Annotated in this window: 21 protein-coding genes and 1 riboswitch; of the genes, 3 read left to right on the top strand and 18 right to left on the bottom strand. The window is 60.2% G+C overall.

All coding sequences use genetic code 11. The features are described from left to right. Position 1 precedes the first annotated feature (1 nt). Complete coding sequence (locus ACX80D_RS09830) at positions 2-559, top strand: hypothetical protein (protein WP_459322482.1); 558 nt, start codon at positions 2-4, stop codon at positions 557-559. A 21-nt stretch (positions 560-580) separates the two neighbouring features. After that, on the top strand, positions 581-1,759 hold the full coding sequence (locus ACX80D_RS09825) for an ArdC-like ssDNA-binding domain-containing protein (protein ID WP_459322481.1): 1,179 nt from the start codon (positions 581-583) through the stop codon (positions 1,757-1,759). Positions 1,760-1,849: 90 nt separating this feature from the next. Here the strand turns inward: ACX80D_RS09825 and ACX80D_RS09820 are convergent, their stop codons facing one another. The 5 genes from ACX80D_RS09820 to ACX80D_RS09800 form a co-directional block, all read right to left on the bottom strand. Next, complete coding sequence (locus ACX80D_RS09820) at positions 1,850-2,152, bottom strand: hypothetical protein (protein WP_459322480.1); 303 nt, start codon at positions 2,150-2,152, stop codon at positions 1,850-1,852. Further along, positions 2,149-2,544, bottom strand: a complete 396-nt coding sequence (locus tag ACX80D_RS09815; protein ID WP_459322479.1) for a hypothetical protein — start codon at positions 2,542-2,544, stop codon at positions 2,149-2,151. Before ACX80D_RS09815 ends, ACX80D_RS09820 begins: the two co-directional genes overlap by 4 nt. Positions 2,545-3,058: 514 nt before the next feature. Further along, on the bottom strand, positions 3,059-3,607 hold the full coding sequence (locus ACX80D_RS09810) for a hypothetical protein (RefSeq protein ID WP_459322478.1): 549 nt from the start codon (positions 3,605-3,607) through the stop codon (positions 3,059-3,061). A 1-nt stretch (position 3,608) separates the two neighbouring features. Next, positions 3,609-7,160, bottom strand: coding sequence for a MobF family relaxase (gene mobF, locus ACX80D_RS09805; protein ID WP_459322477.1), 3,552 nt, complete (start codon positions 7,158-7,160; stop codon positions 3,609-3,611). Beyond that, positions 7,157-7,555, bottom strand: a complete 399-nt coding sequence (locus tag ACX80D_RS09800; protein ID WP_459322476.1) for a hypothetical protein — start codon at positions 7,553-7,555, stop codon at positions 7,157-7,159. Before ACX80D_RS09800 ends, mobF begins: the two co-directional genes overlap by 4 nt. A 782-nt stretch (positions 7,556-8,337) precedes the next feature. Next, positions 8,338-8,537, top strand: a riboswitch (cyclic di-AMP (ydaO/yuaA leader). 5 nt (positions 8,538-8,542) lie between these two features. Here ACX80D_RS09800 and ACX80D_RS09795 point away from each other — a divergent pair. Continuing rightward, positions 8,543-9,364, top strand: a complete 822-nt coding sequence (locus ACX80D_RS09795; protein ID WP_459322475.1) for a M23 family metallopeptidase — start codon at positions 8,543-8,545, stop codon at positions 9,362-9,364. Positions 9,365-9,849: 485 nt separating this feature from the next. On the opposite strand, the gene ACX80D_RS09790 is transcribed toward ACX80D_RS09795, so the two are convergent. The 13 genes from ACX80D_RS09790 to ACX80D_RS09730 all read right to left on the bottom strand — a co-directional run bounded on the left by ACX80D_RS09790 (position 9,850) and on the right by ACX80D_RS09730 (position 23,026). Continuing rightward, a complete protein-coding gene (locus ACX80D_RS09790; protein ID WP_459322474.1) occupies positions 9,850-10,095 on the bottom strand; it encodes a hypothetical protein in 246 nt (81 codons plus the stop codon). Positions 10,096-10,126: 31 nt separating this feature from the next. Then, complete coding sequence (locus tag ACX80D_RS09785; protein WP_459322473.1) at positions 10,127-10,762, bottom strand: DUF3105 domain-containing protein; 636 nt, start codon at positions 10,760-10,762, stop codon at positions 10,127-10,129. Beyond that, complete coding sequence (gene lgt, locus ACX80D_RS09780; protein ID WP_459322472.1) at positions 10,759-11,670, bottom strand: prolipoprotein diacylglyceryl transferase; 912 nt, start codon at positions 11,668-11,670, stop codon at positions 10,759-10,761. The genes ACX80D_RS09785 and lgt overlap by 4 nt, the downstream gene beginning before the upstream one ends. 12 nt (positions 11,671-11,682) lie before the next feature. After that, positions 11,683-13,209 (bottom strand): multicopper oxidase family protein, encoded by a 1,527-nt coding sequence (locus ACX80D_RS09775; RefSeq protein WP_459322471.1) that lies wholly within the window; start codon positions 13,207-13,209, stop codon positions 11,683-11,685. Positions 13,210-13,235: 26 nt separating this feature from the next. Next, positions 13,236-13,985, bottom strand: a complete 750-nt coding sequence (locus ACX80D_RS09770) for a cytochrome c biogenesis CcdA family protein (RefSeq protein ID WP_459322470.1) — start codon at positions 13,983-13,985, stop codon at positions 13,236-13,238. 4 nt (positions 13,986-13,989) lie between these two features. After that, positions 13,990-14,880 (bottom strand): F510_1955 family glycosylhydrolase, encoded by an 891-nt coding sequence (locus ACX80D_RS09765; protein ID WP_459322469.1) that lies wholly within the window; start codon positions 14,878-14,880, stop codon positions 13,990-13,992. Between the two features lie 93 nt (positions 14,881-14,973). Next, complete coding sequence (locus tag ACX80D_RS09760) at positions 14,974-15,576, bottom strand: DUF305 domain-containing protein (RefSeq protein ID WP_459322468.1); 603 nt, start codon at positions 15,574-15,576, stop codon at positions 14,974-14,976. 105 nt (positions 15,577-15,681) lie between these two features. Beyond that, positions 15,682-16,329: a hypothetical protein gene (locus ACX80D_RS09755; RefSeq protein WP_459322467.1), complete on the bottom strand. Its 648-nt coding sequence runs from the start codon at positions 16,327-16,329 to the stop codon at positions 15,682-15,684. Positions 16,330-16,367: 38 nt separating this feature from the next. Beyond that, on the bottom strand, positions 16,368-17,387 hold the full coding sequence (gene ccsB, locus ACX80D_RS09750) for a c-type cytochrome biogenesis protein CcsB (RefSeq protein WP_459322466.1): 1,020 nt from the start codon (positions 17,385-17,387) through the stop codon (positions 16,368-16,370). Continuing rightward, a complete protein-coding gene (gene resB, locus ACX80D_RS09745; RefSeq protein WP_459322465.1) occupies positions 17,384-19,015 on the bottom strand; it encodes a cytochrome c biogenesis protein ResB in 1,632 nt (543 codons plus the stop codon). Before resB ends, ccsB begins: the two co-directional genes overlap by 4 nt. Next, positions 19,012-19,623, bottom strand: coding sequence for a TlpA family protein disulfide reductase (locus tag ACX80D_RS09740; protein WP_459322464.1), 612 nt, complete (start codon positions 19,621-19,623; stop codon positions 19,012-19,014). The genes resB and ACX80D_RS09740 overlap by 4 nt, the downstream gene beginning before the upstream one ends. A gap of 730 nt (positions 19,624-20,353) precedes the next feature. After that, positions 20,354-20,839, bottom strand: coding sequence for a hypothetical protein (locus tag ACX80D_RS09735; RefSeq protein WP_459322463.1), 486 nt, complete (start codon positions 20,837-20,839; stop codon positions 20,354-20,356). Between the two features lie 84 nt (positions 20,840-20,923). Next, positions 20,924-23,026: a copper-translocating P-type ATPase gene (locus ACX80D_RS09730; protein WP_459322462.1), complete on the bottom strand. Its 2,103-nt coding sequence runs from the start codon at positions 23,024-23,026 to the stop codon at positions 20,924-20,926. Positions 23,027-23,064 lie beyond the last annotated feature (38 nt).

The raw sequence follows: 23,064 nt of genomic DNA, 5'->3' as shown, positions 1-23,064 counted from the left end.
CATGGACGAGGACGAATCCTTCGAATACGACGTTGAAAACGGTGCGGAAGATAACTTCGCCGCGCTGCTTTTCGGCTCAACGCGCGGACTGCGCTCCGAAAGAGTTCCCATCACCTACCGGTGGCGGGACATGGACCCCCGCACAGCCGATGCCGTTTGGGAACACCTTGGGCGGTGGGTGCGCTGGCTCGTGGAAAGCTACCACCTGACCACCTCCGTGATTCCCGACTGCTGGTGGCGACATTCAGACATCGTCGCCGAGTTGTATGCGCTTCAGCGAGCAGAGCAGGCTTCCTACACCGAGGACGACGGCGGATTCGGCCCCTTGAGCTTCCAAGAACGCCTCGAGCACAGTATCAGCCGGCTGCGGGAGCAAACCCGCACCGCAGGATGTGTGAGCCTGCAACATCACAGGGAACCTCCAGTCCGCAAACTGCCCAACGATGGACCAGGCATGCAGGCAAGCAAGCTGGGCCAGTCAAACACGGGACCGACCACGCCGTCGTCGGGAGATCCGACCACGACCCGAGACCCTGAACCCGGAACCTCGGACTCCTGACCTAGTGCAAGGAGTGTCATCATGGACTCACCAACAGCACCAGTAAAACCGCATCTGGTCATCACCACTGGAAATGGAATGGCGCCGCCGGCATCTCATCCGGGTCCCGAGCAACGCGTTGCAGAACTTACCGAAGGGCTCTACGCGCTGCTCGCGGACGCCGTTGACCATCCGAATCAGTGGCACCTACTCCTTGACGCTTCCGCGACCATGTGGCGGTACTCCGGCGGCAACGTCGCCCTGCTCATGATGCAAATGGCCCAGCGCGGTCCCGTACAACCCGCTCTCGTCGCCGGTTACAAGGAGTGGGAACGCCACGGCCGCTACGTTCTCAAAGGGGAACGGGCCCTGTACGTCATTGCTCCGAGAACAGCACGAATCACCAATGCAAAAGAAACTGAGCACGGCTCTGTCGTGGAGGAGCGAGCGCTGGCCGAGCCTGGTGATGGGATAAATCGGTCCCGCATCGTTGGATGGCGTGGACAAGCAGTCTTTGACGTCTCCCAAACTGAAGGGGAGCCGCTGCTTGTCCCGATCCCCGGCCAGCAGGAAACGCCACTCGATGTCGATGTCTACACCGGCCTGTGGGAATCTCTCATAGCAGTGGCCAGAAACGCCCGTTACAACATTGTCGTTTCGGAGGAGCAGGCCGGACTCGCAGACGGCTACACCGACCACGCCCGTCGACTGATTAGCGTCGGGTCCTGGCTGGAAGCCGAGGACCGCATCGCAACGCTGGCCCACGAACTCGCCCACGCCTCACTGCACGTCCCCGGAGACGCCATCGGCGCACTGTACGGTAGCAGCGCCGAACACCGAGGTCTAGCCGAGATAGAAGCCGAGTCCGTCGCCTATGTCGTTCTTCGAGCCCACGGGATTGACCGAGGAGCTCAGTCCGTTGCCTACTTGGCAGGTTGGGCTGACGCCGTCCTGGAGGCCGAAGCTGACTCGATCCTGCGCTGTACACGCGACAGGAAGCCGATGTCACGGGTGGACATCGCCAAGTCCGTACTCGGCAGGGTGACGTCGGTGGCTAAGACGGTATTGGAGACGACGAATCCTCCAGGGTATGGAGGGAGGTTGGCGACACCAGGTCGTTCTCCGTCTCGAGATATGGCGAGGAACGCACTCGAAGTTGAGGATGGATGGAGTTTGGAGCAAACGCGATTCAACAAGCGCGGCCCGATCATCGCAAGTTAGCAACAAGCATCTAGCCAATGTCGATCAGCACCTGACATTGCTTGAATAAGTTGGGGTCGTCGTCGAAGCCTCAGGACGGGTTCAATCGTGTTAAATTACGTCCTCGTCGGGAAAGTTTCGTCTGTCAGGGTGCAGCGCGGGGAGATCTTCTGGTCGCAGGATACCATCTGTAGGATCCGGACGGATGGATGACCAGTCGACTTCAAGGTACACCAGCCTTGATTCCCAATCGAGCGAACTGACGACTCCATTGCCCACAAGGTCCGTTTCATCAACCTGTACGCGCACATGATCGTTAATGTGCGCGTCTCCACCACGCACGTCTTCGAACGCCGCGTATGTTTTGTTGCCATTGACGCGAACGTTTGGGTCAATGGTTACCACGACCGTCATGAAGCCCTCTTCCGTATAGTAAAAGTATCGCTTAGTTGTTGGGCGTCTTCAAGAGATGGTTCTCGGCCGAAGTCAACGGAGAAATGCTCCCGGATCTCGCCAGCATAGTCGTCTTTGACGAAAATGAATCCCAGTCGCTCAATGGCGCCAGCAGAAGCGCAGAGGTAGTACTTTTCATTGTTGGTCGTTGAAATTCCACCAAGTTCTGAGGCATCCAGCAACCTGGCTATGGTCGAACCCTCCGATTCGCCAGGCAGTGGCGGGCTCGCAAATACGGATACTCGAAAATACCCGGATTGTCTGCTTGCCGTCATGGCTCGCTTCAGGATTCCGTTTGGAGAATTTGGTGCAAACCTGATTACAACCGCGTTGACTGGCAGGATGTTTCCCATAGTGCGCATCCTACTGCCAGACCTAGCAGACCGTTGAGTCTCGCGGTGAGAGTCAGGAAAGATCTCGGAGCGCATCCGGTGGGAGCAAAATCGGAACCAATGGAAGCACATTGATACTCTCCTCGGCCGGCACAGGTCATCTGACCCAGCAACTGCTGAAATCAATCCTAGGGCCGACAGCCCATGCCTCTGACCCAGGGCGGCGTCGCTGGGTCGGTGCGGTGCAACACCTCCGGTTTATGCAACAGCTAGAGACGTCGGTACTGAGGAATCCTTCCGCAATCGTATTGTTTCCTCCTCGACCACGAATTTCGAACAGCTACTTTGCCCGGTGACAATGACAGCCCTTTCCCACGAATAGTGGCGCGTTGCGCGGAATGAGTAATCGGGGAAGCCTGTTATCTCTTGCCCCAAGGAGTTTGGGTAGCTAAGCATGAACGCTGGTCGCGGTCGGAGTTCGGCGACAGAGGGCCATGTTTACCCAAGACGCGTGCAGCTTTCCTAATCGCCTCGACTAAGGACTGAGCAATGCGGGTGCAATGGCCAGACATGCATGCGAACGGACGTAGTAGGTTTGTGGCCATGGTGCCCCCACCTGAATCTGAGTCGGGTCAGGGCGGATAAGGAGAACAGCTTGCGGCCAGATAGAGAAGCTGCACGGTTCGATCCAGGCGAGTTGGATGTAGCCGAACTTTTCCCAGCGGATCGTGGCCCATACTCCGGTCGGCTGAAGCTCCTGGAAGTCGAGAACAGTGACTTCAGTGGTGGTTTCTTGCTCACCCTTGAGACGGGTCAGGTATTCCCATTGCCTGTTGGCAAATTGCTGCCACAGCCTCCTTTTCTGAATCCGCAGGGACCAACGCCAACTGACGAGTCCAGCAATGACGGCTACTACAGCAAGCGCGATCCAAACACTCGGGGCTGGTGGCCATGCGAGAGCCATGATGGCGACGACATACAGCAGCGACACAACGGTCAACGTAGTCAGCACCACGAGCGGCGCGCTGTTGAGCACCGGCTTAACCATCGGATTGTCCTCCACCGGAACCACCTCCGCTTTCATTCTAAAATTCCCATCCGACATTGGTAAGGGTGGTATGGGCAGCAATTTGAGTAGCATTTGTCGCATCGATGTCCACAGGCACGCTTTGTAGACGCGCCAGCTCGGCGGTGCGGCACTCCCTAGCCCGGGCGCGTTCCCATTCGTAGTCGGCCGGGGGAGGGCCCAATGGATCGGGATCGGTAGCGATGAGCCAGTGATCCCTATAGATGGCAACGCGCTCTAGCAAGGTATTGCGTTCGGCTACCGAGGTGCTGTCGGGAAGGGTAGCTGCCAGCTTCCGGGTCCACGGTTCGGTCCCGGCAGCTGCCTTGGCTTTCAATTCTTGAACCCGGCGAATACCGAGGCTCCGCACTTTCCTGACCATCTCCGCCACGTCAGCACGGTTGGTATGGAGGTCTTCAGTTAGCCATTCCTCGCCATCGGGAGTCCTAGCATTCCCGATCTGGCGGAGTCGCGCGTGGATGACTGCCATCAGGTCCTTGGCGTCGCCAGGACGTCGTATGGCATGATCCAGCGTTGCGGCCGCGGCGAGTGGCTCAGCCGCCACGGCGCGCCGCCAAGCAGCCACTCCTGCGCCCCAGGAAGGGGATGCTTCGAGGCTGGCCGCAAGCCCTGGTTGGGTGCGTTCGACGGCGGCGCGTAGTTGTTCCGTTGCAACGATTTGCGCGAGGTAGTCGTATTCGGCGGCGAGCTGGTGCAGTGAGTTGGTACTTTCCCGTTCTTCTTCTCCTACTTCATGGGCCGTTCGTTCAGCGCCCTGTGCGGCTAGTACTTCGGCGATGATCCCTTGCCACGTGGGCTCGGCGGCGTCGAGGGCAACGTGGTCTTGGACAGCGTCGGTTTCGCAGACGTATGCAGTGTTGCAATCCCGCCCTCGTGTCATGCCCACGTAGAAGAGCTCGCGTGTCAGGCAGCCTTGTGTGAGAACCGTGTGGCTGGTGTCGACGGTAATGCCTTGGGAACGGTGTGCAGTGGTCGCATAGCCCAGCTCCACTGACTCCGCCAGGTACTCACAGCTCAAACGAATGCTCTGGCCCGTATCCAGACGGCGACCATGGATGGAGCCGTCGCGATTCGGCTTCGAGGTGATTTTGATGAGGGTTCCGTTGCGGATGAAATCGCCAGCGTCGTCCTTGAGGCGGCGATCGTTCTTACGCGCAATGACGGTGTCGCCACAGCCTGCGCTCAGTCCGTCGCTGAGGCGGACCACACGCGTGGCATCAACCACCTTCCGGTCTACGAGTTCGGCGTGTGCCCGTTCATTCAGCGCCGTTACGGATTCATTGTCAGGAGCGATCAGGATTGACTCCAAGCCGGTGCCGGAATCTGCCGCCCACCTCTGGTAAGCCTGATCGATCATGTCCGTGTATTCGCCATGACGAAACCGTCCGTGGGTGGCGTAGCTCTGGATCGACTCAACATCACCTGCACGCAAAAGCAACGACGCTGGTCCTTCCCATAGGTGGTTGAAGCGCCGGATGCTAGTCAGCTGGACAGCCTGGCCTTGCCTGTCCAGCCAGCCCAGGATCCCGCCGGCGTCGATCGAGTCCAGCTGGGCTGGGTCGCCAACTAGCACGATCTTGGCACCGGCATCCTGAGCCTGATGCACCAGCGCAGCCAACTGCACAGTGGAAACCATCGACGCCTCATCAATGATGATCAACTGGTTTGGCCGGAAACACCATTGTTGCTGACGCATAGCCAGGCCAGCCATGCGTTGGGCACTCCTGGTCTGCTGCCAGGACTGCTGTGCAACAGCGTCCTCGAGATCATGGAACTGTTCAGTCCGTATGGCCGCACCTTGACCAACCGACTCATACAGCCACTTGGCTACATTCTCCGCTGCCAGCCCCAGCTTGCGCCCAAGGACATCGGCGCTCGCAGCCGCCGGGGCGAGCCCAATGACGCTGCCCGCCCCGTGAACCTTTTCCCAGCCCTGGCGGATCGCAGCCATGGTGGTGGTTTTCCCTGACCCCGCAGGACCTACGACGGCGTCCAGGAACCTCCCGCTGCACAGCACCTCATGCGCTGCTGCTGCCTGGTCCTCAGCTAGCCCCGGGCTACCAGGGTGAGCGCTATTTGTGGTGAGGAGAGTGTCGGTGAGGTTGGGCGCGATGGAGGGTCCGGCGTCGTTCTTGCTGGTGTTCATGATGAGTTGTTCGTTGGCGAGAATGCTCGCGTCTGTGTAGAGGCGGGCCCCGGGGAATTCGAACACGCTGTGGCCGGCGAAGGCGATGTCATTCCCGGCGTTGAGCGGGATCTTGTAGCGGTAAGTGTTGAGGGCGACGCACTGTGATTCTGCCTCGGTGGTCACGGCGTCGATCATGTGGCGGCGGTCGACACTGGTGGCGCACCGGATTTCGGCGCAGATGCGTTCTGCCTCGGCCAGCAGGTTCCAGCGGCTCCATGTGGCTCTCCGTCTGGCCACCGCTTCCCGTGATGCGGCCGCAGCAGCGGTCACCCAAGGCGCCGTCAGGTCGGCGACGGTGACGGGCCGCTCATGGGAACGATCGATGGTGTGGCGCAGGACTTGCGCTGGATCGAAACCCAACTTTTCGGCGCGGTCGCGCCACCCCGCAGAGAGACTGTCCAACGGTTGAGGGTTCGTCTCTTTGGCTTGCCTGGTGGAGAGAGTTGCCTGTTGACGGAATCTAATGATGGTGGTGGCCGAGGGGGCAGACCCGTGGGTTTTCTCCCACTCGGCAATCAAGCGATCAGTCTCCATATTGATGCCCTGCGAACGGCTGGAAAACTCCTGAATCAAGGCATCATCCACACCGACCAACTCATGGCGCGGATTCCGGTCATGACCAGCCGGGGCTCGAAAACCAGAAACTGCACCCAGCCTGTCTTGCAGCCGGTCAAAGAGGAGCCCGTTGTAGTGCACACTGGCGGCTACCGTGGCTCTATAGAGGGTTCGCGAATCTAATGTGGCCCACGCTTGGTCGGTGATTCTTTGCGCTCTGTTAGCGATGACGACGTGCGTGTGGAGTTGGGGATCGCGGGCGCGGGACTCCCAATGGTCAAAGGCCGCAGCGACGGCGCCGACGGTTCCGACGTGGGCGACGCCGCCTCGTCCAGTGCGAGTGTGAATGGCAGATTGTTCCAACCATGCCAGGACTTCGTTGACGGCCTCATGGTGCGCGGCGAGGATCTGCCGTTGAACCTCTTGTGGGGCCAGTGCCCACAACGTCGAGACCGACTTAGGAACGCTGAAGGTTAGATCGAAGCCAGCAACAGCATAGCGCTGAACGTCCTCGCCATTGCGATGGGCCACAGTCGTTTGGCCATGATGGCGCCCCAACGGCTCGTGGGTGTTGGGATGTTCGGCATGTGTGAAGACCGCGTTGGCATCACCTGAGCTCACTGGATCCAAGGGCTTGCGACTGATGCCAGCAAGTCCTTGACCGAGCCACCTGCCAGGAGGGGTGCCAGCCTTCATGTAGTAATTGGTGGCATGACCCGAGGCGAGGTGAACGTCGTCGGACATGGTGGTCTTCAGCAGGTACTTGACCCCGCTGTGAGCGGTGAGGCGGGCGATGGAGACAGTCACCGTGAGCCTGCAGGAATTTTCGTATTCCAGCCGCGGCGGAGAAAGATATCCGCAGTCGGACGATCAAGGGGGATACCGAGATGGTCGGTGAGCTGGAGCATGCGAACCGCGATCTGCATCAGGTCCTGCACGTCAGCATGCCGGTCCTTCAAGATCCGCGAGACCTCCAACGTCAGCTCGGTACATGCTGCCTTGGCTTCAGCAAGCTGCCCGGACTGATCAAAATACTTGGCGCTCAAAAGTTGGAGCCGAGTTATCTGCTCATCAATGACCTTGTCTCGCGCCAAGACCGTTTCCTGAAACTTGGTCACCACAACTGATGCCTCGGAGTGCAGGCTGCGCTCATGCCGCTTCTCAGCAAGCAGCAGGCGAGCGTTCCCATCGGCACGCTCCACGGCGACAAGCGTTTGAGAAGTTATTCGCGCTGTGGCACGTCGCCTATCTCGACGACGGCGCTCGCGGTATCGCCCAGAGCACTCGGCTGAACAGTACAACTGAGTGGACCGACGTGGGTCAAAAAGGACGTGACATTGGGGGCACTTTTGAGTAGACATACAGACTCATGGTCGCGGGGGCGTCCTCACCCATGACTACTGCCCGTGGGACTTCCCGCCTCGGGTAAGACCTTGGGTGCCAGACGTGTAAGGATTTTCTGGGTGGGGCAGCGGCAGGGTGGGGGCCGGGTGGATTTGCTGAGGGGTCTGGCCTTGGTGGTATCTGGTTGAAGCGATGGGCGAAGGGAAAGTAGGCGGGATGATGGTGGTGCAGGGGAATGCCGCATGCGGGATCCATGCAGCACTGGATTTCCTGTCTGGAGATGATCGGTGGATGGGCGGAGCCAGCCGTATTCGGCTGGGTGCATCCTGACCAGAGGTGGTCGTTGACGAAGGCTGTTGGCCATAGTGCGGTTTTGGCCTGACCGCCTGAAGTCGGATCATTTCGTGGGTCAGACCGCGAACCTGTAGAAGACTGCGGGGGCCGACAATTGAGAGCATTTTATCTTCAGCGGGTCCAATAATGGTGCTGATCCTGGGTGTATGGGACCACGGACCGGTGGCCAGCCAGTGGCGGCAAGGCGGGTTGGCTAGGGCTCCAAACTTCATTTGTAACGAAATTATAACTTTCGGCTCGTGTCCGTTAGGATTGAAGAAAATATATACCCCTAATGGGTATTTCGTGGCCCGCTTCGCCGAACCCCGTCGGCGGTCCGCGATCGTTCATTTTCGTGACGGGGGCGGAGGAACCACGATCGGTGCCTTGGTGCACCTTGGGGTGAAGCCTGTTCAACGAATCACTGCCTGTGTGGCGGAGCGTTGGGCCGGCCGGGCATACCTCGCCCGAATCCGACAGCTAACTTCGTAGGCGTTGAGAGGACCCTATTTATGCCTGCCCACCGCCAGCACGGACGCCGTCGCGCGACCAAATCAAAGCTCATCACCACGGAGAACAAAGGACGTCACTGGGCGTCAGCCCCCGATGTGGCTCCCGAGTCTTTCACGGGCAAGAAATCATTGGCATTGGCTGTGGCAGCAGCGGGATTCATTGCATTGACAGCGCTTCCTGCCGCCCATGCTGAAACCAGTCATCTTTCGCCCGCAGTGACCGCCAGTGCGTCTATATCCTCAGTGCAACCGACAGTGACGGCGGATGAGGATGTCGTGGTGTCGTTCGCCAAACCATTGGTGTCCAGTAAGCCAGCTCAGACACCAACGCCGCCGAGTGCCCTGCACCCGGCGGGTGCCCAAGAGGCCCCCCTTCCCGCGGAAGTTCCAGGAGCGGCGCCAGTAGAAGAGTCAACGCCGGCGCAGCCGTCCTCAGGACTCCGTGCTCCGTTGGCTGAGCTGACGGTCACCTCGCCTTTTGGGTATCGGGTTAATCCGTTGACTGGGGCGGGAGGGGAACTGCACACTGGGATCGACTTTGCTGGCGCGTGTGGCACCTCAGTGTTTGCGTCAGGCGCCGGTACCGTGACTGAGGCGGGGTGGAGCCCGTACGGTGGCGGAAATCGAATCGTTGTCGACCACGGTGATGGGATCAAGACCACATACAACCATTTGGACTCCATTGGGGTCAGTGTCGGCCAGCAGGTCAATGCCGGGGCTGCCATAGCTGGAGTCGGAACGACTGGCAATTCCACGGGATGCCATCTGCATTTTGAGGTCGTGGTTGATGGACAGACCGTCGATCCGGCGCCCTTCATCTAAGGACGTCATGATGGATTGCTGCCGGGGCATGGCTTTGAGTGAACGTTGCCCTGCGGCCATCATTGGCGCGGTGTTCTCGTCGAGTTTCTAGGCTGCCGGTTACCCGGGCGATAGGACTTCGGGTGTGGAAAATCAGGCGACTACGATAGCGTTGCCCGTCGACTACGGCAGGCAAAGGAGCCGACGGATGGATAAGGCCGCTCGCGGGAAGCCGCCGAAGCTGTGCAGGTCCGCCCAGATCAGGGTAAGCAGTTCCCAGGCTAATCAGGAGGCAACCAAGCCGGCCTGGCGCCCTTCATTGGGCCTGCCAGCTGCCAGCGGGGAAATTCAACGTTGGCGTCCTGAATCATACTTGCCCGGGACCGTGTAGGACCCGGGCAAGTATTGACCCTTAGCTGACACTTTGGGCAATCAGCTGCCCTCAATTGCTTCGTGAACCAACAATCAAGTGGTCCTGTCTGACGAGAAAGTCTAGTCCGCGCAAATCAGCTACTTTTAGGAGCGGCACGCCCGGCCAAAACAGCGCCACCGATCATCAACACCGCCGCAGTGGGGTAGCCGATAAACAGGTCCTGGATACCGGGCGGACCGCCGGTCATGACAACGTGGGCTATCCAGTGCGAGAGTCCAACCATCAAGCCAAGGGCCATGATTACCTGTCCAACCCTGACCAGGAATCGATGATGACGGTAGTTCTTCGCAGCATCATCGCCGGTGACGGGATTTTTCATGGGTGTCTCCTAAAGTTGCGTAGTGGGTTGCCTAGCCGTTCGAGCCGCCGGAGCACGGGGCCCCGGGCTCCGGAGTTTGGGGACCCATGCTGTAGGCCTTGATGAAGATGGGCAGCCTCGTGTCATCAGCATCGGGGACGTCCAGTTGCGTACCCCACGCAGTTGCCGTGATGGCGGCAGTCTGGCCCGCGTTGGGGCTGAGGAGGACATAGGGCTTGCCCTTGACTAGGGCAGTCAGTGTGGTCACTGCGGACGGCGAGAGGTCCGGCTTGTAGCTGATCCATACGGCTCCGTGTTCGAGGGAGTGCACGGCCCGCTGCTCGTTGACGGGATCTGTGTAGATTCCACAGTTCGTCCAGGTCGCGGCGTGGTCCCCGCCGACGCCGGGTTGCTGCGTATAGGTTACCGGGGTTTGGACGTGTTTTCGGGTGAGATTCGGGTATGTCGTGACTCCGGCGATGGGTTGCTTGGCCGCCGCGGCCGTCTCGTTGCGTGCCTGAATGGATCCGGTGATGACGAGTGTCACAACGATGACTACGGCAACGGCCAGCAGACCAAGGCCACCGTATAAGAAGAGGTTCTTGCGGTGCTGTTTTATCCGATGTGCAGCAAAAACGGCATCGATCTTTGCTTGGCGTTCGGCCTGGCGCTCTGCTGGGCTGCTCATTTAGGGTTCCTTTCCATTGGGTCTATGGGTCTATTGGATGCAGGCTTGGTCGATGCTGGTTCCACGGTGGAACGTTTTTTGTGCCGGAGAACCAAGAAAGCTACTAGACCTGCGAGCAGCAGCAACCCGGAGACCCAGGTGTTGACACGCAGGCCCAGAATCGTGTTTGCATAATCTGAGCGCAGGAGCTCGAACACGAACCGTCCGGTGGTGTACGAGACAACGTAGAGGGCAAAGACCGACCCGGCACCCAAATTGAATTTCTTGTCAAGGAATAGCAATAATCCTGCGGCGGCCAAGCACCAGAGGGACTCATAGAGGAACGTTGGCTGAAAATATCCCAGAACAACTGGGCTTCCGGTGCTGTCCACGTGGGCTAAGCCCGTGCTGAAGTCCATCTGATGGATCTGTAATTTCCAGGGCACAGTAGTCGGGTCGCCGTAGAGTTCGTTGTTGAACCAATTTCCCCATCGGCCAAGTCCTTGGGCGATTAGCAACCCGGGCGCTGCGGCGTCGATTAGGGCGGCGAAATCGACCTGGTGTCGGCGGCATCCAATGTAGGCTCCCAGAAGGCCCAGGGCAATGGCGCCCCAGATTCCCATTCCCCCGTCCCAAATCTTCACCGCATCCCATGGGTTTTTCCCTGGAAAGAAATACAGTTCGGGGCTGGTCATGACGTGGTAGATGCGTCCGCCGACAATACCGAACGGTACAGCCCACATCGTGATGTCGAGGATCACTCCGGGTTGACCGCCACGGGCGGTCAACCGTCTGCCCGTGAGCCAGACGGCGACAATGATTCCGGCGAGGATGCACAGTGCATAGAAGCGGATAGTGAGAGGACCTAATTGAAGGGCACTCACTGTGGGTGAGGGGATGTATAAAGTTGCTAGCAAAGTCGCATTCATGGTGGTCCTGCCCTATTTGATGTAGGAGAAGACGCCCATCATGCCGCGTTCGGCATGGAAGGCGTTGTGGCAGTGCATGAGCCATTGCCCCGGGTTGTCGGCATCGAAGTAGACGGTGACCGTCTCCTTGGGGCGGACGATGACTGTGTCCTTGCGGGCCCCTTCGATGCCCACTTGAAAGGTGTGGCCGTGAATGTGCATCGGGTGCCACATTTCGGTGTCGTTGATGAACTTCACCTCAATCCGTTCCCCCACCTTGAGCTCGAAGGCATTCTCGTAAGGTTTGGTCATGTCGAAACGCTGGTCGTTGATGCCCCAGTCGTAGTCAGCCATCCCACCGGTCAGCCGAACTTCGTGGGTGCGGTCTGACTTTTTGGCCGGGAATGTTACGGACGGATCTGCGGTGAGTTGGCCGCCGTCGACCACTGTTCCCGTTAGCTCGGTCGGCAGGGTGTCCTTTGCGGGGGCTGTGCCCGTTCCGGTCGTGACGAGCCCGTAGGTCATCTGTGCTTTTCCCTCGGCCAAGGCCAGGAGAGGGGTTTGTCCTTCCTTGACGGTGAGGATGGCGTCGATGCGTTCCCCCATGCCCAGCACGACGGCGTCAACGTCGGTGTGTTTGACGGGGAACCCGTCGGTGTGGGTCAGGGTGAGTTGCTGGTTTGGTACCCCGACCCGGTAGGCGGTGTCGCCGGCGGCGTTGATGATCCGCAGCCGGATCCGTTCCCCGGCCTTGGCTGTGATCGTTTCCGGGTTTTCTTGATCTTGGCCGTTGAAGAGGTGGAGCGGGTAGGAGATGTCTCCGGCGTCCCCGCCCAGGAAGTCGCTGGTGGCACCCATGAGCATGTGGCCCATGACCATGGGGCCGCTGCCACTTCCATGGTCCATGCCGCCCATGCTGGGCATCCCCTTGGACACCGCCGCCAGAACCTCCTCCGGAGTGCCGGTGACTCCATCGAACCAGTCGTCCAGAACGATGACCCAGTCCTTGTCGTATTTCAGGGATTCCTGTGGGTCTTCGACGATCAAGGCCCCGTAAAGGGCGCGTTCACGCTGCATTTCCACATGCGAGTGATACCAGTACGTGCCGGGGTGTGAGAGCGCGAATTTGTAGGAGTAGTCCTTGCCGGCCCCGATCGCCTCTTGGGTGAGGCCAGGGACGCCGTCGTCGTTGTTGCGCAGGGCAAGACCGTGCCAGTGGATGCTGGTGGTTTCGGTGAGTCCGTTGCTGACTGTGGCGTCTAGTAGGTCGCCGACCTTGACGCGAATGGTCGGGGCGACCAGTGCACCGTTGTACCCCCACGTCGTGACGGGCTTGCCGGCCAGCATGGTGGTGAAGGCGGCGGGCTTGAGTTGCTGACTTACCGTTGTCCCGGAGGTTGGGCGCTTGGACTCGTACTCTGCGACGACAGGGTCGCCAGGCATGATGCGGGCTTCTTGGGTGGGGGTGCGAGTGGCCGGTGTGCAGGCGGCCAGGGCTGCCGCAGCGGCCGCTGCAACGGAGAGACCGAGAAACGATCGGCGGTTCAGGGGAAGAGTCATGGTTGTTTCCTTTGAAAGAATTCTGGTTAGACCGGGGTGAGGAAGGTGCCGGAGAGGTTTTGAAGCTGGTAAATCCACTGCATCCAGAGACCGCTGACCATCATGAGGCCCAGCAGAATCAGCATGGAGGCTCCTGCGATGTTGACAATGCGAATGTGTCGGCGCACGAAGCCCAAGACCTTGGTTACCCAGCCCAATCCGAGGGCGACCAGCAGGAAGGGGATGCCCAAGCCCAGGCAATAGACAAACGCCAGGAGCGCACCTCGCCAGGTGCTGCCGGAAGTGACGCTGAGGGCCAGGACGGCACTGAGTGTGGGGCCCATGCAGGGAGTCCATCCAAGGCCAAAGACAACGCCCAGCAGCGGAGCCCCGCCCAGCCCAGTACGCCGAGTCAGCGTAAGTTTGCGGCTTTGTTGCAGCCAGGAAAATTTCCCCAGCAGCACCAGTCCCATGACAATGACGATGACGCCCATGATGCGCATGAGTGGGTCCTGCCAGCGTAGGAGCCAAGATCCCATCATCCCGAAGGCAGCCCCATACAGGGTGAATACAGCGCCAAAGCCGAGTACGAACAATCCGACACCGGCTAGAACCCGGCGTCGGTTCTTGGGTTGGTTGGGGTCGGTGAGGCCCGAGACATAACCGAGGTAGCCAGGTACGAGCGGCAAAATGCAAGGGGACATAAACGAGACGATGCCGGCAATCAAAGCCAGGGGTATGGCGATGAGCAAAGCACCCGAGGTGACCGTGGTGGCGAAAAACTCTCCAATGCCCATTGAACTAGGAAGCAGCCGGGCGGAATGTCACGCCGTCGTCGGTGGAGACTTGGACACCGATGGTGGTGGCCGCCCAGATTGTTAGTTCGCCTGTGTCGTCTTCAGTAGCGGTGACGGCTTCGACTTGGCCTTGGATCTGTCCGGTAGATGTCCACGTTGTTCCACCATCGGGGGATATATGAACAGTCCCGTTTGGCTCGATGCCGATGGCTTGTGTGGGGGCCTTGTGCGTGGACGTGGCGAAGGCCGCAAATTGGATGATTGGGCTTTTGGGCACAGGCTGCCAAGTTTTCCCGCTGTCGGTGGAGCGCTGCACTCCCTTCTCGGTCGTGGCCAACACAATGGTAGAGGCAGTGCTGCCGGCCAGGGCAGCTGGTACGAAGGTTGCCGCGGAGGTGGTCCAGGTCTGCCCGTCGGAGATGGTGCGCAGCTGCCCGTCGAAGGCCACGAGTGCCTCGCCGCTGATGGTGAGCGCGTGGAAGTCCGATTCGCCAGCCCTGGAAAGTGACTCCCAGGTTTTTCCGGCGTCGGTGGTTCGGATGAGTCCGACGGGGTTCGGCAGCTGCGATCCGGGACCGGGGTGGCCGGAGGCGTAAAAGGTATCCGGTTCAGCCGTGGCCGTGAATCCCATCAGGTCAATGGTGTCCTCGCCGACCTTGACTGCAGGATTCTTGGTGGCGTCGTACAGACCATCGTGGGTGGCAAGCAGAATCCTCGGGCTCGGTGATGCCAGGTCCACGCTGATGCCATGAATATGACTCAGCCCTGCGGCCTTCGGGCTCGGCTCAACAGCGGGGGACCCGGCACTGGTGCATCCTGCCAGGAGTAGCGGGAGCGCCACCAATGACGCCACAGCGGATCGGCGGACACTAAAAAGGGTGATTCGGGGTTGCAAAAGGGACTCCAAAGACTCAGGGGAGGAAGGGATAGCCAGTGGTGGATCCAAGGGTCTTGGATCCGCGACCGAAAGGATGGAGGGGGACGGGGCCTACAGGGTGGCGAGCAGGTCCTGCATGGTTTTGATTTCGGTTTCCTGGGAGGAAACGATGCTCTTGGCCAGAGTCACAGCGTCGGCATTTTTCCCGCCGGTGACCTCGGTTTTGGCCATCTCTACGGCGCCTTCATGATGGGCAATCATCTGGGTCAGGAACAGCTTGCTGGCCTCGGTGCCCTCGGCGGCGGTCAGCTTGTCAAGATCCGCTGGGCTCATCATACCGTCCATTGAGTGGCCGCCAGCCATGGTGGTCGGTTCGGACCACCCGGTCAGCCAAGTGGTCATTTTTGTAATTTCCGGGCCTTGGGCAGCCTTGATCTCGTTGGCCAGTGCCGTGATTCGGGCGTCGAGTCCTGTCTTGGCGAGCATGATGTCGCTCATGTCCACGGCCTGGACGTGGTGCGGGAGCATCATTTGAGCGAACATCGTGTCAGCGGCATTGTGTTCGGTACCGGTACCGGTGGCCGACGCTTGCGTTGTCGCCGTGGTGCCGTGGTCCATGCCGGGCATGGAACCGCCATCAGTTGCTGTGGAGCAACCGGCCAGTGCGATCATGGCGGCAACAACGGTGGCGGAAACAATCAATGATTTTTTCATAACAAACAGTCCTTCACTCAAGCTCTTCGATCTTTTTGGCAGTCGCACCCTTTTGAGGGCGCGTCAATGAGGGCCCGTGCAACTTCCACGGGTCAATACATCGGTTTACGTTCTGCTGATCGAGAGTTTCTCGAGAGAGGGAGCCTCTTGGAGGCGATCCGCGGCCGGATGGCCGGGAACCACGGCGAAGGCTGTTCCCGCGCCATGAGTGCTCAGTGTTCCCGGCAGGGGAACATTGAGTGCTGGGGCGCTGAGGGTCGGTGTGCAGTCTCCGTGCATGGCCATAGAGGCGGCGCAGCCATCGGGCAGACATGAACATGCCGGTACCGTGCTGAGCGTTTCAGATACGGAGGTATGTGGCGAGTGGCCAGATTCCGCGGAGCGGTGGACAGCGGTGCTTGATGGCTGACTCATGCCCTGTGTCATCATCGCGCCGCTCATGCCCGCTGGCGCCGCGGCAACCGCCGGTGCGCCGTTGACCACATGCATTCCAAGAATGCCCCCGATAATGGCGAGCACGACGGCGAATAGCCCGCCCCAGCGCAGGAAGGCACCCACACGGGTTGCGCTAGGGGGGAAGTGCATGGTGGGGTCCTTTCTGTTCATCGGTTCGGGTATTCGAGTCGTTGTGTAGTGTACGGGGGCATTCTGGGTGAATCCTGCGAAGAAGTGTTTTCGCACGTCGGCGGGGTTGAGCTTGAGCCGGCGGAGCAGTTGGGCGTTGAGGGCCACCACGATGGTGGACAGCGACATCAACACCGCCCCGGCCAGTCTGCATCGGGAGGCTGATCTTAGCTGATGCCCGAGTAGGAGTGTAAGCCAGAGAAGTAGACGTTCACTACTACGAAGTTGAAGATAACACAGAGGTAGCCGGTGATCGAGAGCCAGGCAGCCCGGGTGCCGTCCCAGCCGCGGGTGGCCCGGGCGTGGAGGTATCCGGCGTAGACCACCCAGATCACGAAGGTCCAGACTTCCTTAGTGTCCCAGCCCCAATACCGTCCCCAAGCAGCCTCGGCCCAGATGGCACCAGCCATGAGTGTGAAGGTCCACAGGATGAATCCGATCGCATTCATCCTGTATGCGAGCTGCTCCAGGCTTGCGGCGTTGGGGACCAGGCGCAGCATGCCCTCTGAGTGTAGTTTGCCGTTTTTTTCCTGCCGGGACTTGGCTAGCTGCAGCACAGACAGCGCAAAGGTGATGGTGAAGATGGCTGCGGAAAGTACGGCGACAGACACATGGATGATCAGCCAGTAACTTTGCAGAGCGGGGATCAGTTGGGCCACAGGGGTGGGGAAAGCGATGGCTCCAGCCATGAGCATGACCAAGACTAGCCCGGTAATAAAGGTACCGAGGAACCGCAGGTCCCGCACCACGAGCGCGGCAAGGAACACTGCCATGACCAGCATTGCACCGGTTGTGGTGAATTCATACATGTTGCCCCATGGCATACGGCCCGCCGCGATGCCCCGGCTGATGACGCCGGCGGTATGAACGACCAAGCCTAGAACGCTCAGTGCCACACCGATTCGTGCCGCGGGTCGTCGTAGCGGTCGATAGCCCATGGTCTCATTGGAAGTTCCTCCGGTGTGGCTGTTCCCCTCGGGCAAAGCGCGGGGGGACCACTGGACGGAGCCAGTGGCTCCTGCTAGGGCCGGGGCCGGCTCGCGCACCGGTTCTAGGGCTTGTGCCGGTAGCTTCCTAGACCGTACGAGGTCCAAGGCGAACGCCAGAAAAGCAACGGTATAGGTCAGGGCGGCCAGGAGCATGAACAGTTCGCTGTATTGGCCCAATGTCTCGTTGACGGGGGTCATGATGTTTTCTGCCTGTTCTCGGTGGTTGTACGGTTCCAGTGCTTGGTTAGTGTGGACCCGATCTTTACTGCTTCCTTGGATAGCCCGTGGTCTTCACCACGTGCCAGGAGCCCGTATTCGACCAGAGTCCGTCCGTCTTCGTGTTTGCCGACGCGGATCCAGACCCGGCGCCTTGGAATGATGAGCGTGAAAATAAGCCCGAGTAGGGCCAGTGTGGTGAAGACCAGTGCCCCGATTTTTCCCGGATCGTAGACGACGTCGAGCGCGACGTAGCGCTTCAGCCCGTCGAAGGTGATGGAGCCCTTCCCTTCGGGCAGATCGTAGGTCTGATAAGCCCCAAGCACGATGCCGCCATCCGGCAGCTCCCGTCCGTTGAGTTGGGTCAGCCCGGACGTGTCGAGTTGGTAGACAGAAACCGGGTTTCCGTCATCAAGCCCCAGATCGCCAAAGTAAGAGTTGAGGTTCAGCTGTGGGTTCATCGGATCCGGGTCTGAACCGAAGGCTGCCCCGTCCTCATCAACCATCGCCGTGGGCAGGAAGAAGCCGACGAATCCGAGCTGGAACGGGCGGGCATCGGGGGCTTTAATGACAACGGTTGAGTTGTAAGTTGCATCGGTGGGCAGGGAAGCGACAGGGCCTTGCAGCGCAATATTGCCGTCGCCGTCGCGGACGGTAACCACTGGGGCGTAGCCGTTGCCGATCAGATACACGTTGGTTCCGCCGAAGCTGATCGGTTCATTGACTCTCAGGACCTCCTGGCGTGGTTCGTCGGTGGGTGTGTTTTGGACGGTCATGTCAGCGCGGAAGTCGATGGGGTTGCCGTAGTTGGCGGTCCTCCGGTCGAAGCGCACCTCAAACCTGTTCAGGGATATCGAGAACGGGGACAGGCTGTCTGGATTGAAGTTGGTGCCGGGGAAGAAGGCGTCGTAGCCGAGTTCGGCGTTGGTGAATCCTTCTCCTTCGATGACAAGCTTTTGTGCCCGATATCCGAACATCCCCCCTATCGCGACAGCGATGAGCACACCGATCAGTGCGGTATGGAAAATGAGATTACCGGCTTCCTTGAGGTAGCCGCGTTCGGCTGCCACCGAGAGTTGGCCTGCGTCGCTTGTATGTATTCGGGTCCGATATCCATGGCGGCGCAATATCTGGGCAGCATCATCAATGGCCTGCGCTACGGTAAGGCTGGTTTCCGCAGCGACTATCAGTGTGCCGTATTCGGCCAGGCGGGATAGGCGCCGCGGCGTGCGCGGAGGTGCCGAGAGCATGGCTTTCCAGTACAGTTTCGCGCGGGGGATGACGCACCCGACCAGTGAGATGAACAGCAATAAATAGATTGCTGAAAACCACACGGAGGAGTAAACATCGAAGAGCTGGAGCCGGTCCAGCCACGGCCCGGTGACAGGATTGTCCTGAACGTATTGGGTGACGACGGCGGGATTGGCCGGCCGCTGCGGAAACAAGGACCCTGGGACCGAGGCCACGGCCAGCAGCAGCAGCAGTTGCAGTGCTGTCTTCATACTGGTTAGCTGCCGCCAGGCCCAGCGCAGCATTCCGAGGGGTCCGAGCTTTGGTAGGGCTATTTTGTCACGGGTAGGTACTGGGGGTTTTTCCTCGGTGTCGGTCATGACTTGTCCGGGGCTTGGCCGTCAATGGCATCGGTGATGATGGCTTTGAGAGTGCTTTTTTCGGCAATGCCGAGGATCCGTGCGGCAACCCGGCCCTGCTTGTCCAGTACCAACGTGGTGGGGACAGCTTGGGGCGGGACATACTCGGTGAGTGAGAGGAGGACTTTGCCGTCACGGTCTTGGATGCTTGGGTATTTAATGCCGAAGGTCCGTCCGAAAGCGTCCGAAGTGGGCGCCTCATCGCGGGTGTTGATGCCATAGAACTGTACGTCCTGCGGCCCGAAATCGGCGTGCAGGGCCGCCAGATCCGGGGCTTCAGCCCTGCAGGGCGCGCAGGCGGCATACCAGACGTTGAGGACGGTCACCTTTCCTGCCCAGTCGGTGTCGGTCACGGTGGTGCCGTCGAACAGCTTTCCTGTGAGCCTCACGGTTCCACCACGGGCTGCGGGTGCATATTCTGTGATGGAGCCGTCGCCGGCTACGTAGTTGATTGTTCCGGCGTTGACTACTTCGGCAAGCGGGTCCGTGCCCGTACAGCCATACAACAAGAGCGAAGCAAGAACCACTGCAGTGGCGGCGGACTGTCGGCGGGATGGAAGAAATTTCATGGCTGATTCTTTCTGAAGACCGAGGAAAGGGTGGTGGAACAAAAAACGGGGTGAGGAATGCAGAGGAGGAAGATTTGCGGCTGGTATATCCAGTGCGTCCAGACCCCGAATGCCATAGGGACTCCGACGGGGAAAGATAGACGCCGCCGATGAGATCGAATGTGCTGATACGGAGGCGAGTGATATCCAATGTGGTGGATTCCCAGCTCAGGCCCTGCATGCCCCTGTGGAACGGGGCCCGGGACACTGACAGCAGATGAGGGCAGCTATGTACTCCGCCAAGGCGTCGGGGGTGGTGGTGCTCATCGCTTGCGCAGCACTCAGGGCCAGCCGCATAAGAGAGGTCCAGCTCCGACCGAAGGCCACGTCTAGCCACGGCGCACCGAAGGTGATCGTAGTCGCGAGAAGCTCTCCAACGCGTATGGGCTCTGGGTGACCGTCCGGGGTGAACCCGACGGCTAGCGAGGAGGCTCGTTCCCTGGACGGGGCGAATGCGGTGAGCTGGGCGAGCGAAGACTCAAGAACGGGCTGCCAGCCGATGATGTAGGCGCTGTCTGCATGCAGACTACCAACGCTACGATTGGAGCCATGGTGGTGGCTGAATGGGACAGAAAATTCTTCAAGGCAACGGACCTTCACTAAAACGGAGTCTTGATAGCTGTTGGGCACGCCATTAGAGGGTGCGTCGATGGCCCTGTATGCCACGTGGTGTCATGCAGGGCCATCGATTTTACGTTTGGCTGATCGAGAGTTTCTCTAGTGACGGGGTATCGGGAATGCGATCCGCCGTTTTGTGCCCTGGTATGGGGGCGAGTGATGTTCCTGCCGCGTCGGTGGTGAGCGTTCCCGGCGGGGGGAGATACAGTGCCTGGAAACTGACGTTTGGTGTGCAGTCGCTATGCAGTGCCATGACGTGGGTGCATGCAGTGGGTGGGCAGCCCTCCGCGAGTTGGAGTCCCAGCGGGGCCTGTGATGCCGCGGTAACTGGGTGGTCGGATTCACAAGCCGTTGGGACAGAGGCAGGGGTGGGCTGAACGGTAATACGGTCAGCCGTGGCGGTTGCGTAGCCTGTGCCACTGGTCGCCATGGAGGACGTGGGGACGCCTTTGAGTCCGTGCATGCCGACGATGCCCGCGACAATGGCAAGCACGACGGCGAGCAATCCGATCCACCGAAGGATTAACCCCGCTGATGGCAGGTAATAGGGTATGCGCACAGGGGGTCCTTTCTATTAATCGGTTCGGGTGCTCGAGTCGTTGTGTAGTGTACGGGGGCAGTCTGGGTGATTGCTGCGAGCCGATTAGCGAACGTCGGCTGGGTTGAGCTTGAGCCGGCGGAGCAGTTGGGCGTTGAGGGCCACCACGATGGTGGACAACGACATCAATACAGCCCCAGCCGCGGGTGAGAGCACGAAACCGGCGAACGCCAGGACCCCAGCGGCCAGGGGGACGGAGATGATGTTGTAGCCGGTGGCCCAGATCAGGTTCTGCCACATCTTGCGGTAGCTGGCGTGGGAGAGGTCGACCATGGACAACACGGCCCGGGGGTCGTTGCCGGCGAGCACCACCCCTGCGGATTCCATGGCGACGTCGGTGCCGGCGCCGATGGCGATGCCAACCTCGGCCCGCGCCAGTGCCGGTGCGTCGTTGACGCCGTCGCCGACCATGGCCACCTTCAAACCTCGGGCCTGCAGTTCGGCCACTTTCTGGTCTTTGTCCTGCGGCAGGACCTCGGCGAAAACCTCGTCGATGTGCAGCTCGGCAGCTACGGCTGTGGCGACTTGGCGGGCGTCGCCTGTGATCATGGCGACCTTGATGCCGCGGTTTTGCAGGGCGGCAATGGCTTGGCGGGACTCCTCACGGACTTCATCCTCCAGCGCGACGGCACCAATGACGGATCCGTCCCTGATCACGTGCAAAATGGATGCGCCACGTTCCTTCCAAGACGCGGTCGTGTCCGTGATGCCTGGGGGCTCTGATGCTCCGAGTTCTGCGAGTAGGGCTGGTCCGCCCACTGCAGCCTTGGATCCGTTGACGAGGGCCTGGACGCCGCGTCCGGTTAGGGACTGGAAACCCGTGGCAGTCACAGCGGGATGACCGGTTTTTTGGGCGGCGGCGATGATCGCTTTGGCGACCGGGTGTTCGCTATCCGATTCAACAGCGGCCGCGAGGGCCAACAGCTCATCTGGTGTGACGCCGTCGTCCGCAACAACACCGGTGACGGCGGGTTCTCCCTTGGTGAGTGTTCCGGTCTTGTCGAAGAGGACGACGTCGATGGTGCGCATCCGCTCCAGCGCCATCCGGTTCTTGATCAACACCCCGGCCCGGGCCGCACGTTCGGTGGAGATGGCGATGACCAGGGGGATGGCCAGGCCCAGGGCGTGCGGGCAGGCAATGACCAGCACGGTTACGGTGCGGGTGACGGCATCCGGGATGCTGCCCAGCAGTGACCAAACGATGAAGGTAATGACGCCCGCGCCTGCGGCAAAGTAAAACAGGAAGGCCGCGGCACGGTCGGCGAGGGCCTGGGCGCGGGAGGTGGATGACTGTGCTTCCGCGACGAGCCGCTGAATCCCAGCTAATGCGGTGTCGTCGCCGACTGCTGTGACTTTGACTCGCAAGGAGTTGTCGGTGGCGACGGTCCCGGCCACGACCGGGTCGCCAATCGTCCGGGGGACTGTTTTGGATTCTCCGGTGATCATGGATTCGTCGATCTCAGCGGAGCCGTCAGTGATGGTGCCGTCGGCCGGCATCCGGGCACCGGAGCGGACCAGGACGACGTCACCGGCTATGAGTTCGTTGATGCTGATAGTCTCGGTGCCGCCATCGATGACCCGTTCCGCTTCATCGGGCAGCAATGCGGCCAGTGCGTCGAGTGCGCCGCGTGCTGAGCCGAGGGCCCGCATTTCAATCCAGTGTCCCAGCAGCATGATGGCGACCAGCAGGGCCAGTTCCCACCAGAAATCTAGGTCGAAGCCGCCGATGCCCAGGCTGGTCACCCATGAGGCGATAAAGGCCACCGTGATTGCCATGGAAATCAGCAGCATCATACCGGGCTGCCGAGTCTTGATTTCCTGCCATCCACCCTTGAGGAATGGCTGGCCGCCATAGAAGAAAATGACGGTCCCGAGCAGAGGCGCAATCCAGGTAGAACCCACAAACTGTGGCGGGGTGTATCCGAGCAAGTGTCCAACCATCGGGCTGAAGAACACGACCGGGATCGAGAGGATCAGGGTCAGCCAGAACCTGTTTTTGAACATGGCGGTGCTGTGCCCGGCATGCTGACCTGCAGTATGAACGGCATGGTCATCGTGATCCATGCCCCCGTGTCCCATAGCTGCGTGGTCCATGCTGGGTGCCTGCGTCATCGTGTGGTGTTCGTGGTTGTTGTCGTGCTGTTCCATGGCTCTCCCTGATCGCTCGGAATAGTGATTATCAATCA

The sequence above is a fragment of the Arthrobacter sp. Sr24 genome (assembly GCF_054511175.1).
Note: the sequence above shows the minus strand (reverse complement) of the source record. Positions and strands in the feature narration are given on the sequence as shown.

Coding starts and splice junctions, on each gene's coding strand:
- ACX80D_RS09825 (WP_459322481.1), top strand. CDS start 581: ATGGACTCACCAACAGCACCAGTAAAACCGCATCTGGTCATCACCACT.
- ACX80D_RS09740 (WP_459322464.1), bottom strand. CDS start 19,623: ATGAAATTTCTTCCATCCCGCCGACAGTCCGCCGCCACTGCAGTGGTT.
- ACX80D_RS09730 (WP_459322462.1), bottom strand. CDS start 23,026: ATGGAACAGCACGACAACAACCACGAACACCACACGATGACGCAGGCA.
- ccsB (WP_459322466.1), bottom strand. CDS start 17,387: ATGACCCCCGTCAACGAGACATTGGGCCAATACAGCGAACTGTTCATG.
- ACX80D_RS09820 (WP_459322480.1), bottom strand. CDS start 2,152: ATGACGGTCGTGGTAACCATTGACCCAAACGTTCGCGTCAATGGCAAC.
- ACX80D_RS09795 (WP_459322475.1), top strand. CDS start 8,543: ATGCCTGCCCACCGCCAGCACGGACGCCGTCGCGCGACCAAATCAAAG.
- ACX80D_RS09770 (WP_459322470.1), bottom strand. CDS start 13,985: ATGGGCATTGGAGAGTTTTTCGCCACCACGGTCACCTCGGGTGCTTTG.
- ACX80D_RS09785 (WP_459322473.1), bottom strand. CDS start 10,762: ATGAGCAGCCCAGCAGAGCGCCAGGCCGAACGCCAAGCAAAGATCGAT.
- ACX80D_RS09815 (WP_459322479.1), bottom strand. CDS start 2,544: ATGGGAAACATCCTGCCAGTCAACGCGGTTGTAATCAGGTTTGCACCA.
- resB (WP_459322465.1), bottom strand. CDS start 19,015: ATGACCGACACCGAGGAAAAACCCCCAGTACCTACCCGTGACAAAATA.
- ACX80D_RS09775 (WP_459322471.1), bottom strand. CDS start 13,209: ATGACTCTTCCCCTGAACCGCCGATCGTTTCTCGGTCTCTCCGTTGCA.
- ACX80D_RS09790 (WP_459322474.1), bottom strand. CDS start 10,095: ATGAAAAATCCCGTCACCGGCGATGATGCTGCGAAGAACTACCGTCAT.
- ACX80D_RS09755 (WP_459322467.1), bottom strand. CDS start 16,329: ATGTCGCTGTCCACCATCGTGGTGGCCCTCAACGCCCAACTGCTCCGC.
- ACX80D_RS09810 (WP_459322478.1), bottom strand. CDS start 3,607: ATGAAAGCGGAGGTGGTTCCGGTGGAGGACAATCCGATGGTTAAGCCG.
- ACX80D_RS09760 (WP_459322468.1), bottom strand. CDS start 15,576: ATGAAAAAATCATTGATTGTTTCCGCCACCGTTGTTGCCGCCATGATC.
- ACX80D_RS09830 (WP_459322482.1), top strand. CDS start 2: ATGGACGAGGACGAATCCTTCGAATACGACGTTGAAAACGGTGCGGAA.
- lgt (WP_459322472.1), bottom strand. CDS start 11,670: ATGAATGCGACTTTGCTAGCAACTTTATACATCCCCTCACCCACAGTG.